This window comes from Umbribacter vaginalis (assembly GCA_001552935.1).
Lineage (GTDB): Bacteria > Actinomycetota > Coriobacteriia > Coriobacteriales > Eggerthellaceae > Berryella > Berryella vaginalis.
The window spans coordinates 1-284 of sequence record KQ959709.1 but is presented as its reverse complement, the minus strand read 5'-3'; the positions used below and the strand labels follow the sequence as shown (position 1 = coordinate 284).

The 284-nt window shown below is 37.3% G+C and carries 1 protein-coding gene; it reads left to right on the top strand.

Annotated elements, in window-relative coordinates; genetic code table 11:
• Nucleotides 1-284: hypothetical protein (locus tag HMPREF3190_RS07685; RefSeq protein ID WP_449676317.1), on the top strand; the 284-nt coding region annotated here is incomplete at both ends.

Genomic DNA, 284 nt, shown 5'->3' with positions numbered 1-284 from the left:
TACAGAGATAGCAGAGATCAAAGAGCAACTTCATGAAAATGAAAGCTTGTTAAAACATGTACAAGGTGCTAATCGCTTCTGGACAATACTTGATCAAAATAAAGATTTTTACCTAAAGTGGAAAAATGCCACACCACAAGTCCGTACACACATGGAAAAGCACAATAAACGTAAAGTAGAAATCCTTAACGAAGCAGCAGATTATCTCAATGATCGTGGTATTGTCTATGAACCACAGAGCACCATGCTAGAAAATACGTTTAAGCGCTTACAATCTGAATGCC